The sequence below is a fragment of the Sulfobacillus harzensis genome (assembly GCF_012933365.1).
In the GTDB taxonomy this organism is placed as follows: Bacteria; Bacillota; Sulfobacillia; order Sulfobacillales; family Sulfobacillaceae; genus Sulfobacillus_B; species Sulfobacillus_B harzensis.
Map to the genome: position 1 here is coordinate 1 of NZ_JABBVZ010000096.1, position 12,572 is coordinate 12,572.

Below are 12,572 nucleotides of genomic sequence, written 5' to 3' on the forward strand. Positions count from 1 at the left end.
GAACGTTGGAAAGGGCATCATCAAGGGGGAGCACTTATCCACAGCCGTGATTTGTCCAGTTATGAAAAACCCTCATTTAAGATTAGCAGAATAAAGTTCACCTATCCTTCCAAGGTGTCGATTATTATTCACGAGTCAAAGAAGGACAAGATCAACTTTTATAAACTGAAAACATTAGTATAAGCTAATCTGAATGATGTAAAGGGAGGCCAACAATTGTGGCGTACCGTAATGGAAATTACACAGCATTTTATGTCAGCGAGCCATTCAATGAGAGTGCTTTAGGCGCATACGCGACAAAGGATTTTGTGTATTACAATCTGTTACGAGCTTGGAAAGAAAAAGACAAGAGCTTTCCCTTCATTGACTCCCATCAAAAAAATTACAATGTCCGTGATGGCAGCGATTGGGAAAAGACGTTAAAACCACGTTTGCACGATCGGCTGAATAACTCGAAGAACCTCATCTTATTCTTAAGTTCTAGCACTAAGAACAGTCGAGCCCTTCGAGAAGAGATAAAATTTGGTGTTGGAGAATTAGGCTTACCAGTGATCGTGATTTATCCGGAGTATCGTGACAAAAGCGACATCGTAAACTGTAAGTCAGAAACGATCACCCAGCAGATACAAACCTTGTGGGATAGACTACCTGCTTTTCGCGATGCCATGAAGGAGGTTCCCACATTGCACGTTCCCCTTAAACAGGAATTGATAAAAAAAGCTCTGAACGATAAAGACCTCATGATTGGTTCCAAATGTGATGCAGGAATATATTTCTACCTATGTTGAGAGGCTCAATTTCCAAAGTGCCATAGCGATGGCCCAGCAAAAATGGATGCTAAGGTCCTCAAGTCCATGACATAATCGTGGGACAGGAGTATCCTTGGAAAGCGTCGATGCCTCCCACATTTATGCAATATGTGGTTGAATTTAGCTTCGAACCCGATATGCTGTTGGTATGCTGTATTAGGCAAAAACATGCTTGGAGGTTCCAATGGCCACGACGAATGATTCTTTTTCGAATGGATCTTTGGTGGAGTTCATCTGGAAAAATGCCGAGGACTTGTGGGGAGATTTTAAGCACACCGACTTTGGCAAAGTCATCCTTCCCTTCACCTTGCTTCGGCGATTAGAATGCGTCTTGGAGCCGACCCGCGAAGCGGTGCGCGAGGCGTATGCGATGCATCGGCATGACGATCTGGATCTTGATCTTATTCTGCGCCAGATTACCCGTTTCCCGTTCTACAACACGTCCGCGTATACGTTGAGCTCTCTGGGCGGCACGAAGACCCGTCAAAACCTGCAAGACTACGTGGCCCACTTTTCGGACAATGCTCGGATTATTTTTGAACAGTTTGACTTCACGAATACCATCATCCGGCTGGACAAGGCCGGCCTGTTGTTCAAGATTTGCTCGAACTTTGCGGCCGTTGATCTACACCCCGCCGTGGTGCCCGATCGGGCGATGAGCAATCTGTACGAACATCTAATCCGTCGCTTTGGTGCCGAGGTCAATGAGAGTGCCGAAGACTTCATGACACCGCGTGACGTGGTGCATCTGGCCACCGCGCTCTTGCTTGACCCGGATGACGCCCTGTTCGAATCGAATCCAGGCCTGATTCGCACGTTATACGATCCGGCTTGCGGTACCGGGGGTTTTTTGACCGACGCGATGGATCATGTGGCCGATTACGGCCATCGTCTTCAGGTGCCGCCTGTGTTGGTGCCATACGGACAAGAACTAGAGCCCGAAACCCATGCGGTTTGTGTGGCCGGCATGTTGTTGCGCACCCTCGAATCCGATCCCGGCCGCGACCTCTCTCAGAATATCAAACTGGGGAGCACGCTCTCCAATGACCAATTTCCCGGTGAACGATTCCACTACGGCCTGTCCAATCCTCCGTTTGGGAAGAAATGGGAGAAGGATCAGGAGGCGGTCACCGCCGAACATCGGGACAAGAAATTTGCCGGACGGTTCGGCCCGGGACTTCCGCGCATTAATGATGGCTCCATGCTGTTCCTGTTGCATCTCGTGAGCAAACTGGAGTTACCCGAAAACGGGGGCGGCCGGGCGGCGATCGTGTTGTCGGGCTCTCCGTTGTTTAATGGGGGCGCCGGTTCCGGGGAATCCGAGATTCGGCGCTGGCTTCTGGAAAACGATTTCGTTGAAGCCATCGTGGCGCTCCCCACGGAAATTTTCTTCCGGACGGGGATTGGCACGTATCTATGGATTCTCTCGAATAACAAGCCGGCCCATCGGCGGGCAAAGGTTCAGCTTATCAACGCCACAGATTTGTGGACGCCCATGAAAAACGAAGGGAATAAGCGGCGGATGATCAACGACGAACAACGTCACCAGATCGTCGCGGTTTATTCCGCCGCAGAGAACAATGAGCGGAGCCGGATGCTCGATTACCGGACATTCGGCTACCGCCGCATCAAGGTGCTGAGACCCCTGCGTATGGCATTGCACATCACTATCAAAGGGTTAACAAATCTCAAGCAAGAAAACGCATGGGCTAAGCTCACGGCTGAGCAGCAAGCGTCATGGGAAGCCGCTTTAATACCGTATCTGGACACGAAGCAGCCGTTGTCTTGGGCGGAGACTTTTGTCGCCGAAACCGTAAAAGGGATTCCGGCATTGCGAAAGAACCACAAGTCGTTCATCAAAGCTCTCATGAATGCCTTTGGGGAGCGGGATCCGGAAATGGATCCCGTGGTGGACGCTGAGGGGCAGATAGTCCCCGATCCGGATTTGACCGATTACGAAAACGTGCCGCTGACCGAGGATATTCGGGATTATTTTGCGCGAGAAGTCCTGCCTTACGTGCCGGACGCCTATATCGATGAAACCTTTCGCGATGATAAGGATCACAAGGTTGGCCGCGTAGGGTACGAAATCAACTTCAACCGCTATTTTTACCAATATACGCCGCCCCGCCCGTTGGAGGCAATCGATGCCGACCTGCAACAGATTGAGGCCGAGATCGCGGCGCTCCTCAGGGAGGTCACGGAATGAGACCGCAGACCATCCAGATCTACTTACCCTTTGGCGATCCCCAGGGGATTCGAGTAGCCGAGATCACCACTCGAACCGTTCAGGTCTTTGATGTCCCGCGCAGTGAAATCGCCGCGTTTTTCGCCATGCCAGAAGCGAACCAGGTGGCGGTCTACTACCTGTTCGGCGACGAAGCCGAAGATCGGCGCACCCAATGCTACATTGGGCAGACGAATGCGGTGCGACAACGCTTCAAGGATCATCTGGCCCAAAAAGCGTTCTGGTCGCGCGCGCTGATCGCCGTTTCCCGCACCAACACGCAAACCGACACGCATGCGCGATACCTCGAATGGAGGTCCATTCAACGGGGCTACGAGGCCAGTCGATATGCGTTAGAGAATGGCAATGCGGGATCGCGTCCGCATACCCCGGCTCCGCTCCAGGCGGAATGCGAGGAGATCTTCGAGACCATCGGCACCTTGCTGGCGACCTTGGGATTTCCGCTTTTTCAACCTTTGGCGACGGCGGCCCCGAAGTCTACTGACTTGACGGTGTATTGTCAGAGGCGAGGTGCCGATGCCAAAGGCATCTACAGCTCGGATGGATTAACAGTTTTCAAAGGGTCAACGTGCGCATCAGATCCTACTCCGAAAGCCACAGACAAAAATTTGCGAGATCGGCGCACTCGACTGCTTAAGGAGGGTACCTTGGCCATTGAAGACCACGCAATCGTTTTTACCAGAGACACCCACTTCAAAACGCCCAGCGGTGCTGCAGACGTTGTCTTATTCACGAGTACAAACGGTTGGACGGAGTGGAAAACCGAAACCGGCATGACCCTGGGTGAGGCTACAGGACGAGGCGTAAACACGGGGGAGGGCGGCCAATGAATCGCTATCCGCGTTATCCGCAGTACAAGGACTCGGGCGTGGAGTGGATCGGCGAGGTGCCGGCACATTGGGATGTTATTGCTCTAAAGCGATTAGGTACACTTAAAGGAGGAACCGGGTTTCCTCCTGATATGCAAGGAAGGAGTGGCAATGAGCTTCCTTTCTACAAGGTTGGTGATTTGAGTAGATCTCCCAACGGGATAACCCTTGGCGAAACTGAGCACTCGATTAGTAGGAAGGAAGCTTCAATTCTTGGAGCTACAATCTTCCCAGCTAACGTGTTGGTTTGGGCAAAAATTGGGGCGGCCTTGTTGTTGAACAGAAGACGCATTGTCCCAACGGCCAGTTGCCTTGATAACAACATGACGGGATTTATACCTAACCCGTCGAAGGCATCGACAAAATTTTGCTTTTATTTGCTTAGCTCTATAGATTTCTCGATTCATGCAAAACCAGGTGCAGTTCCCTCATTCTCTGAGGGCGACCAAGGTGAACTCCACGTTACATGTCCATCGATTGCCGAACAATCGATCATTGCCGATTTTCTTGACCGCGAAACCGCCCGTATCGACGCGCTCATCGCCAAGAAAACCCGCTTCATCGAACTCCTGAAGGAAAAGCGCGCGGCCCTCATCACCCATGCTGTCACGAAGGGGCTGGACCCCGAAGTGAAAATGAAGGATTCCGGGGTGGAGTGGATTGGGGAGGTGGCGGAGCATTGGGAAGTGCTTCGGTTAGCCAGTATTGGCCATTTGATGAAGGCCAACGGTGGTAACCGCCAGGATGATGCAGATAGTGGAATTCCTTGCATTCGATATGGAGACCTCTACACAACTTATGATTTCCTCATTCGAGACGTCAAGACGTTCATTAGCAACGAATCTGTATCCAACTACACGCCTATCCAGCATGGAGACCTATTATTTGCGGCTTCGGGGGAGACATTCGAAGAAATCGGTAAGTCCGCTGTAAATCTCGCAGAAGGTTGCGCATATTGCGGTGGTGACATTATTGTTCTTCGTCCGCAGAAACCAGTTAACCCGGTGTTTTTGGGCTATGCGACAGGATCGTCATCGGCTCAAGCTCAAAAATCCATGATGGGCAAAGGGTTCACTGTCATACATCTCTACGGCGATCAGCTTCGTAATGTGGTGATTGCCGTGCCGCCTGAGCCTGAGCAGAAGGTGATAGGCGATATGATTGAAACCGAAACCGCCCGCATCGACGCCATAATTGGGAAAGTGCAAGAAAGCATCGACCTCCTCAAGGAGCGTCGTTCCGCCCTCATCACCGCTGCCGTTACCGGTAAGGTTGACGTGCGCGGATTGGTACCAAATGCTATTAAACACACGAGTCGAGAGGAGAAACCACATGAGTTGGGAACACAATTACTACGAAGCGACGTGTAGACAATGCGGCGCCAAAGGGTACCGGATTATATCAAGCGACGATTGGGGACGATACGAGACGTCATGGGAGGGCTTCACACCCTTCCGCGATTTTCCCCGGCACGACTATCTCGTGGCACGGAAGAAAATCGACGAGAACTCGTATGCCCAATGTGCGTGTGGGAGTACCGACATCGAGGTGGGATCTATCGTAGTAAAAAGCACCTAGCGAAAGATTGAGAGAATATGTCATCGAGCCTGCCCCCAAGTTCTGTGGAAACGAAGCCAGTGAAAGTCTATCCCTCCGGTTGGCGATCAGGCAGTGGAATTCGCCGACTCAGATGGGATCGACGAGGAGGAATTCATGAACGACACCGCCCATCAGGAAAAGTACTTCGAAGCCTATATCGTGTCTAAACTCGAAGGCCAAGGCTGGAAAGTCGGCGATACCCGCCACTATGACACCGAACGGGCACTCTATCCCGACGATCTCGTCGCCTGGTTGGAGGCCACCCAACCGGACAAATGGTCCAAACTCCAAAAGGACAACCGCGAGCGGGCCTTGGACGTGCTCATGGATCGACTAGCCAAGGCTCTCGAGTCACACGGCACCGTCCAGGTCCTCCGTCAAGGCTTCGCCATTGCCGGTTGTGGGCACATCGACCTATCGGAGGGGGTGCCGGAAGACCAACGCAATGAGACCGTGCTGAAGCGGTATGCGGCCAATATCTTGCGCGTGGTGCCGCAGCTTCAATATCATCCGTCGCGCCCGCTGGCGATTGATCTGGTGTTCTTTATCAACGGCATCCCGGTCTCCACGGTGGAACTCAAGACCGATTTCACCCAGTCCGCCGAAGCGGCCATGGAGCAATACAAGACCGACCGGCGGCCCTATGACCCGAAGACCAAGCGCCGAGAACCCCTGCTCACCTTCAAGCGGGGGGCCGTTGTCCACTTTGCGATGTCCGATTCGGACATTCGGATGACGACCAAACTCGATGGCGAGAACACTGTCTTCTTGCCTTTTAACCAGGGCAACGCGGGTCACGCCGGCAACCCACCGCGGGCGGATGGCGAATATCCGGTCGCCTATTTCTGGGAAGCGGTGTGCCAACGTGATGCCTGGCTGCGCATTTTTCATAGTTTCGTATACATCGAAAAGAAACATGTCGTAGATCTGCAGGGCAACTGGTCGAAGAAAGAAACTCTTATCTTCCCCCGTTTTCACCAGTGGGAAGCCGTCAACGCCATGATTGCGGATGCCAAGGCACACGGCGCAGGTTGGTCCTATTTGATCGACCACAGTGCGGGGTCCGGCAAGACCAGCACGATTTCCTGGACGGCGCACGACCTGGTCAAGCTGCGCCGAGACAACGGCGAGGCGATCTTCCACAGCGTCATCATCGTCACTGACCGGAACGTGCTGGACAGTCAGCTGCAGGAAGCGGTCAAGCAGATCGACCACCAGTTTGGCGTGATTGCCGCCATTGATCGCCAGAAGTCCGCGAAGTCGAAAAGCCAACAATTGTCCGAGGCCCTGCGGGCGGGCACCCCGATCATCGTGGTCACCATCCAGACCTTCCCGTACGCGATGGAAGCCATCATCACGGACAAGGCGCTGAACGGCAAACAGTTCGCCGTCATCATTGATGAAGCCCATAACTCACAGACGGGGTCAACGGCCGCCAAACTCCAAACGGCCCTGGCGATGAGTGGCCACGGCAACCTGTCCACGCTAACGGTGGAAGAGATGCTCGAACAGCTCCAGAAGTCTCGGGCCCATCCCAAGAACATCAGCTACTTCGCGTTTACCGGCACGCCCAAGCACTCGACGCTCATGCTCTTTGGCCGCCCGACGGATCCGACACAACCCCTATCCCAGGACAACCTGCCCCGAGCATTTCATCGCTACCCCATGCGGCAAGCGATTGAAGAGGGCTTTATCTTGGATGTTTTGCAAGGGTATATCCCGTACCAAACCGCCTTCAACCTCGCCCAGCAGGTCGCGGACACGCAGCGTGTGAGCACCAAGGCGGCCAAGCGTGCGTTGGCGCAATGGATGGCTCTGCATCCAACCAACGTCACGCAGAAGGTTCAGTTTATCTTGGAGCACTTCCACCGGAACGTCGAATTCAAGTTGGACGGTAAGGCCAAGGCCATGGTCGTCACCAGTTCGCGGGCGGCCGCGATCCGATACAAGAAGGGTTTCGACGCGGCCATTAGCAAACACGCGGAATACGCGGGGATCCATTCCCTCGTGGCGTTCTCTGGGAAGATGACCGGAAAGCAGGTGATGCACGCCGATGATGACCGCATTGCGGGCGATGTCTTTTGGGTGGATGAGAACGCCGAATTCACCGAGGCCAACATGAACCCCGACGTGCACGGGCAGGACTTGCGCATCGCCTTTGATCGTCCGGAATACCGGGTGATGCTCGTGGCCGACAAGTTCCAGACCGGCTTCGACCAGCCGAAGCTGGTGGCGATGTACATCGACAAGAAGATTGCCAATGACGTGGAAATCGTGCAGACCTTCTCCCGCCTGAATCGCACAGCGCCCGGTAAGGATGAGGTCTTCATTATCGACTTCGTAAATGACCCCACCACGGTGCGTCGGGCCTTTGCCCTTTATGACGAGGGGGCCCAGATTGATGAGGTGCAAGACCTGAACGTGGTCTATGAGATCAAGGAGCGGCTGGATGCCCAAGGGCTCTACGATGCGGATGACTTGGAGCGCTTTAAGGAAGCCCGCTTTAAGACGATTCGGGACATTACCCACGCCCGAGAGCCGCAGCACAAGGCCTTGTACGCCGCAACCGAACGACCGACACGCCTCTTTAACCAACGTCTGAAGATGCTGCGCGAGGCCGTGAACACATGGGAAGGCGCCTACACCCAGGCGCATAGCCAGGGGGATGTGGCGGGCATGAAATCCGCAGATCATCATCGGAAGGAGTATGCCGACCAAATTCAGACGCTAATGGCTTTCAAGCGCGGACTGGGCCGATTTTGCCGAACCTATGGGTATGTGGCCCAATTGATTGACTTCGGCGACCCGGAGTTGGAGAACTTTGCGGCATTCGCCAAACTCTTGCAGAAGCGGCTGACCGGCGAGACACCGGAGCAGATCGACTTGAAGGGATTGGTGCTCACAGGCTTTGACATCAAACGGCAGGACGACTCTCCTGAGGGCGAAGATCAGGCGCCCGTTTTGACGCCCGTGGGGCCCGGGGGCGGTGGATCTGCTAGCGACGCTCCCCAATTCCTTCACGACATCATCGAGAAGCTCAATCACCTGTTTGGCGAGGTCACACCCTTGCGCGACCAAGCCGCGTTTGTGAATCATATCGCGGCGATTGCTCGCGAAAACGCGGTGGTCATGGCCCAGGTCGAGAACAACAGCCGCGAGCAGGCGTTAAAAGGCCATTTGCCCGGTGCCGTACAACAGGGTGTCGTGCGGGCGCTGACCTCGCACCAGAAACTGGCCACGTTGGTGTTAAAGTCGGACCGCCAGGCGATGACAGCGCTGACGGATTTGATTTACGATCTGATTCGCGAACAGACGACCATCGATCTGGATGGCCTCAATGTTTGATCTCCTAAACCTGCCCGGGGTGACGCCCATCGATTTACATGTCGGTCATCACGGAATCACCATTGTGGCTGAAGTGAATGAGGACGAGTGGCCCGAATGCTTCAATTGCCACACGCCGTTATATCGGCATGGACGGCGCACGCAGGTCTTTGCGGATACGCCGATCCAGATGCAGCCAGTACGTCTGGAAATCGCACGTCCCCGGTACCGATGTAACACTTGCGGCAAAACCGTGATGAGGGTATTACCCTTTTTGGATGAAAAACGCCGGGCCACGAAACGGCTGGTCGATGCCATTCGCCAACGGTGCTTGAGATCGACCTTCAACGCCCTCGCGGAACAGACCGGACTGGCGGTCAATACGATCAAGAACATCGCCCATGACCTGATTGACGAACTGGAACGCACCGTCCACTACGAAACACCGGTCATCATGGGCATTGATGAAGTCATGTTGGCCGGCGACTATCGGTGTGTCATCACGAACCTGGCGACGAACAACGTGTTTCAGATTCTGGAATTTCGCACACAGGAGCATCTTAAACCCTTCTTCAAGAACTTACCAGATAGAGAGCGTGTGGAGTGGGTGTCCACAGACATGTGGCGGCCGTTCAAACGATCCTTCAGCCAATATCTGCCGAATGCCCGGCTCGTCATCGACAAGTTCCACGTCGTGAAAATGGCATCCGAAGCCTTGGACGAAGAGCGAAAGACGTATCAGGCGACGCTGACTCAGGATGAGCGGATCCATGTGAAGAAGTCGCTCCGCTGGCTGACGCTCAAGCGACCCAGCAATCTTAGCCCAGCAGAGCAGAAGGCGCTGGAAGTGGTGCGAGAGACCATTCCTGGCTTGGCGGAAGCCTATGACGTGAAGGAAGCCTTCTTCCGGATTTACGACGAACCAGACAAATCCTCTGCCATGCGGGCTTTTGCGGCATGGGAAAAATCGTTGCCCAATAACGGCCTTCAGAAGTTCCGCGACCTCGCAAAGACGGTGCACAACCATTACGAGGATATCTTTGCCTATTGGGACGCGCCTAGCCCGATTACGAATGCCTACACCGAATGTCTGAACGGCCTGATCAAGCTATCAAACCGCATGGGGCGCGGGTACAGTTACGAGATTATCCGGGCCAAGGTGCTCTATGCCAAATATGCTCGCACGGTAGGCAGCGGAGTCCGACTGGTTGTTCCATCCTCCACGGAAATTCCAACCAGCGGGGGGTCGCAAACCGTCGAGTATGGACCTCACATTCCAACCTTGGTCGAGATTGCCGACGAGGGTGGCTTGGACTAAACAGCGGGGAAATTCCAACCTCAAATTGCACTTAGCCGAAATTCTTAAACGCTTGGCCCAAGTGGATGATCGCCATCTGGGGCGCATTCTTCGTGACATCGAGCATCCACGGGAATTGTTCGCGTTTGATGGCGTTCAAGCGCCGCCGTAACGATTGCTGCGAAGGTTTCGGGAGGCTGTGGTCGGCTGTCCACGCTGCGTATTGTCGTTGCCATTCCGCCAGCGCCCAATTATAGGCGAACCGCGCCGTTCCCGCTGCCTTGCGGAAATACGTCTCCTGCCTATCGTTGGGATCGAGCGCAATTTTATGGGCGAGAATCATGACGACGCCTCCTCCACGGCGTGTCTCACACCATCCAGTAATTTTTGATTCTTCCGCGAACGACTCCCGTAGAGCCGTGCCGAAAAGACCGTGATGATTTCGAGGACATCCTGCGCGAGCTCTTCCTCAAAGGTCGTGTCTTCGCCGTGGTTGAGAATCACGACTTCGACGTGCTTGGCCTCACAAATGGCGAAGACCAGCTCAGCCCCGAAACGTAAGAGCCGATCCTTATGCGTGACGACCAGCCGACCGACCCGGTCGGCCAGGATGTCATTTAAGAGCCGTTTGAGACCCTTTTTGTGGTAGTTCATCCCGGACCCCAGGTCGGCGATTACCTCGAATGTCCAGCCTTGACGAGCGCAATAGAGCTCCAGCACCTGTTTTTGGCGCTCCAGATCCTCTTTCTGGTCGTGACTCGACACCCGAGCGTAGGCAACGGTCTTGCGAGGAGATACGGAGGAATGAAACAACGCAGGACGCAAGCGGGCCAAGTCATAACGCCGATACCCACCGGCGGTGCGTTCATCGGGGATCAGTTTCCCTTCATGTTCCCATCGACGTAACGTCGAGGGGGTCACACCTAAAAATTCGGCCGCTTCCCGAATACCCACAAGTTTTCGTTTCATACCTAAATTATACAAACATGTAAAGTTTTAGGAAACTGTTAAAGCCCAACGATGGATTAAAACGCCTGATGGAGCCCAGCGTTGGGAGGCGTTGAAGCAGAGCATCCGCGAAACGCTGCCGCCCACCTGGGATGACACGTGGGTTCATCAGACGCTCGAGCAGATTTGGGAGTCCTCCCGTTCTCTCCGGGAGGCCAAAAACAAGAAAGGAGCCTCATCCAATGCCTGAAAACTTTCTCTCCATGCCCGATGTCGTGCTCGACTTTTGGGCTCCCTGGTGCCAGCCGTGCCGGGCCCTGGCTCCCATCGTCGAGCGGTGGGAACAGCAGGGCCTTGTTCCCGTGGTTCGCATCAATGTCGACCAGAACCCCGAGGTCGCGGGGCAATTTGGCGTCCAGGGCTTGCCGACCTTGATTCACCTGCGACAGGGCCAAGAGGTTGGCCGCGTAACGGGTCAACGGCCGGAGCCTGAACTCAAGCGGGCGCTGAACCTTCCATAGGGCTGGCGGCCCCGCCGGGGGCCGCTTGATGGCCGGGGTGCCTGAGGAGACCGTCACAGCAAGGAGTGAAGCCCATGGGGTTTTGCACGCTCGGTGGCGACGGAGTGGGGCGGGCAGATTGGCGCGACCACCTCATCGACCACCACCCGGGCGCGGAGCATTTCTCGAACGCCGAAGTCCGCGAGTTCTTCGAGCGGCGGACGTCCCGTCCGCCCACGCCCGATGCCATCATTGACCGAAAGGATTGATTGTCATGGCCACCGTGCCTGAAGCTCTCCCCGTTGTCGCGGAGCGCTGGGACTTGCCCGATGTTCTCCTCGTCCCGATGGATTCGCTGGACGCCTATTTCGCCCGGGTTTATCAGATTCCGTTGCTGACCCGTGAAGAGGAGGCGGAGCTTGGGACCGCAGTGCGGGCTGGCAACCGCGATGCGGCGCTCCGATTGGCCGTGCATAATCTCCGCTATGCCGCGTACCTCGCCCGCAAATGGGAGGGCCGGAGCCAAGGGGAACCGGTGTGGTCGCTCGGCGATGCTGTGCAGGCGGCCAACATCGGTCTCTGGACGGCGGTTCAGCGGTACGATCCCAGCCTCGCCCGGTTCACGACCTATGCCCACTGGTGGATCCGTCAGTCTTGGGACCGCGCCCGCAATACGTTTCTCTGGCAAGTCCGGCTCCCCGCTCACGCGGTCCGGGAATGGCATGCGTACCAGCAGGCGGTGGAGGCGTGGACACAGTCCCGCCACCGAAAACCGAAACCCGAAGAGTTGGCGGAATTGTTGGGGTGGCCGCTGCATCGGGTCGGCTTTTGGCAACAGTGGGCGGAAACCACCCAGCGACCGGCCTCGCTCGACGCCCTCGTACTGGATGAAGATACGCCTCTCGGCGATCTCGTAGCCGGCTCCGCGGATGATGCCGTGTGGAGTCGGCTACAACACCGCGCGCAGCAAGAGGCGGT

At 55.2% G+C, this 12,572-nt stretch carries 12 protein-coding genes; 10 read left to right on the forward strand and 2 right to left on the reverse strand.

The window, feature by feature from the left end; translation table 11 throughout:
• Positions 1-218 precede the first annotated feature (218 nt).
• From HIJ39_RS18190 to HIJ39_RS18215, 6 genes are all read left to right on the forward strand, one after another.
• Positions 219-788, forward strand: coding sequence for a TIR domain-containing protein (locus HIJ39_RS18190; RefSeq protein ID WP_169102225.1), 570 nt, complete (start codon positions 219-221; stop codon positions 786-788).
• A gap of 205 nt (positions 789-993) precedes the next feature.
• Positions 994-3,018 carry a type I restriction-modification system subunit M gene (locus HIJ39_RS18195; RefSeq protein ID WP_169102227.1) on the forward strand — a complete coding sequence of 675 codons (2,025 nt, stop codon included), beginning with the start codon at positions 994-996 and terminating at the stop codon, positions 3,016-3,018.
• Positions 3,015-3,887: a GIY-YIG nuclease family protein gene (locus tag HIJ39_RS18200; RefSeq protein WP_169102229.1), complete on the forward strand. Its 873-nt coding sequence runs from the start codon at positions 3,015-3,017 to the stop codon at positions 3,885-3,887. The genes HIJ39_RS18195 and HIJ39_RS18200 overlap by 4 nt, the downstream gene beginning before the upstream one ends.
• Complete coding sequence (locus tag HIJ39_RS18205; protein ID WP_169102231.1) at positions 3,884-5,296, forward strand: restriction endonuclease subunit S; 1,413 nt, start codon at positions 3,884-3,886, stop codon at positions 5,294-5,296. Before HIJ39_RS18200 ends, HIJ39_RS18205 begins: the two co-directional genes overlap by 4 nt.
• 343 nt (positions 5,297-5,639) lie before the next feature.
• Positions 5,640-8,870 carry a type I restriction endonuclease subunit R gene (locus tag HIJ39_RS18210; RefSeq protein WP_169102240.1) on the forward strand — a complete coding sequence of 1,077 codons (3,231 nt, stop codon included), beginning with the start codon at positions 5,640-5,642 and terminating at the stop codon, positions 8,868-8,870.
• Positions 8,863-10,167, forward strand: coding sequence for an ISL3 family transposase (locus HIJ39_RS18215; RefSeq protein ID WP_169102242.1), 1,305 nt, complete (start codon positions 8,863-8,865; stop codon positions 10,165-10,167). Before HIJ39_RS18210 ends, HIJ39_RS18215 begins: the two co-directional genes overlap by 8 nt.
• A 31-nt stretch (positions 10,168-10,198) precedes the next feature.
• Here HIJ39_RS18215 and HIJ39_RS18220 read toward each other — a convergent pair whose 3' ends face one another.
• Both HIJ39_RS18220 and HIJ39_RS18225 read right to left on the reverse strand, forming a co-directional pair.
• Positions 10,199-10,489 carry a helix-turn-helix domain-containing protein gene (locus tag HIJ39_RS18220; protein ID WP_207711779.1) on the reverse strand — a complete coding sequence of 97 codons (291 nt, stop codon included), beginning with the start codon at positions 10,487-10,489 and terminating at the stop codon, positions 10,199-10,201.
• A complete protein-coding gene (locus HIJ39_RS18225; protein WP_169102244.1) occupies positions 10,486-11,115 on the reverse strand; it encodes an IS607 family transposase in 630 nt (209 codons plus the stop codon). Before HIJ39_RS18225 ends, HIJ39_RS18220 begins: the two co-directional genes overlap by 4 nt.
• A gap of 91 nt (positions 11,116-11,206) precedes the next feature.
• Between HIJ39_RS18225 and HIJ39_RS18230 the strand changes: the two genes are divergently transcribed.
• The 4 genes from HIJ39_RS18230 to HIJ39_RS18245 form a co-directional block, all read left to right on the forward strand.
• Positions 11,207-11,344: a hypothetical protein gene (locus HIJ39_RS18230; protein ID WP_169102246.1), complete on the forward strand. Its 138-nt coding sequence runs from the start codon at positions 11,207-11,209 to the stop codon at positions 11,342-11,344.
• A complete protein-coding gene (locus HIJ39_RS18235; RefSeq protein ID WP_169102248.1) occupies positions 11,337-11,615 on the forward strand; it encodes a thioredoxin family protein in 279 nt (92 codons plus the stop codon). The genes HIJ39_RS18230 and HIJ39_RS18235 overlap by 8 nt, the downstream gene beginning before the upstream one ends.
• A 74-nt stretch (positions 11,616-11,689) precedes the next feature.
• Positions 11,690-11,863, forward strand: a complete 174-nt coding sequence (locus HIJ39_RS18240; protein ID WP_169102250.1) for a hypothetical protein — start codon at positions 11,690-11,692, stop codon at positions 11,861-11,863.
• A 5-nt stretch (positions 11,864-11,868) separates the two neighbouring features.
• Positions 11,869-12,572: sigma-70 family RNA polymerase sigma factor (locus tag HIJ39_RS18245; protein WP_169102252.1), on the forward strand; the 704-nt coding region annotated here is incomplete at its 3' end.